Annotated in this window: 1 rRNA gene; it reads left to right on the forward strand. The window is 51.4% G+C overall.

From position 1 onward, the window contains the following. Positions 1-1,349: ribosomal RNA gene (locus tag JOD97_RS32435) — 23S ribosomal RNA — on the forward strand; the annotation flags it as partial.

The following is a 1,349-nucleotide window of genomic DNA, read 5'->3' on the forward strand; positions in this document are numbered from 1 at the left end:
ATGCAAAGCGAACGCGGCGAACTGAAACATCTAAGTAGCTGCAGGAAAATAAATCAACCGAGATTCCCAAAGTAGTGGCGAGCGAAATGGGAAGAGCCTGCACGTTTTAGCATGACGCATAACAGAATCCACTGGAAATTGGAGCCATAGCGGGTGATAGCCCCGTATGTGAAATGCGATGTGTGGAACTAAGCGTGCGACAAGTAGGGCGGGACACGAGAAATCCTGTCTGAATATGGGGGGACCATCCTCCAAGGCTAAATACTCGTAATCGACCGATAGTGAACCAGTACCGTGAGGGAAAGGCGAAAAGAACCCCGGGAGGGGAGTGAAATAGATCCTGAAACCGTGTGCATACAAACAGTAGGAGCGGACTTGTTCCGTGACTGCGTACCTTTTGTATAATGGGTCAGCGACTTACATTCAGTGGCAAGGTTAACCAGATCGGGAAGCCGTAGAGAAATCGAGTCCGAACAGGGCGATAGTCGCTGGGTGTAGACCCGAAACCAAGTGATCTACTCATGGCCAGGATGAAGGTGCGGTAACACGCACTGGAGGTCCGAACCCACTAATGTTGAAAAATTAGGGGATGAGCTGTGGGTAGGGGTGAAAGGCTAAACAAACTTGGAAATAGCTGGTTCTCTCCGAAAACTATTTAGGTAGTGCCTCAAGTATCACCATCGGGGGTAGAGCACTGTTATGGCTAGGGGGTCATCGCGACTTACCAAACCATTGCAAACTCCGAATACCGATGAGTGCGAGCTTGGGAGACAGACGTCGGGTGCTAACGTCCGGCGTCAAGAGGGAAACAACCCAGACCGCCAGCTAAGGTCCCAAAGATTGGCTAAGTGGAAAACGAAGTGGGAAGGCTAAAACAGTCAGGATGTTGGCTTAGAAGCAGCCATCATTTAAAGAAAGCGTAATAGCTCACTGATCGAGTCGTCCTGCGCGGAAGATGTAACGGGGCTAAGCCAGTCACCGAAGCTGCGGATATGCGCAAGCATATGGTAGGAGAGCGTTCTGTAAGCCTGCGAAGGTGTCTTGTAAAGGATGCTGGAGGTATCAGAAGTGCGAATGCTGACATGAGTAGCGATAATGGGGGTGAAAAGCCCCCACGCCGTAAGCCCAAGGTTTCCTGTTCAACGTTCATCGGAGCAGGGTGAGTCGGCCCCTAAGGCGAGGCAGAGATGCGTAGCTGATGGGAAGCAGGTTAATATTCCTGCACCGTCGTATGATGCGATGGGGGGACGGATCGCGGAAGGTTGTCTGACTGTTGGAATAGTCAGTTTCTGGTTCATAGAAGGCGCTTAGGCAAATCCGGGCGCGTAATTCAAGGGACTGGGACGAGG

Origin of the sequence: Duganella sp. 1411 (assembly GCF_017833525.1) — a bacterium.
GTDB lineage: Bacteria > Pseudomonadota > Gammaproteobacteria > Burkholderiales > Burkholderiaceae_D > Rugamonas.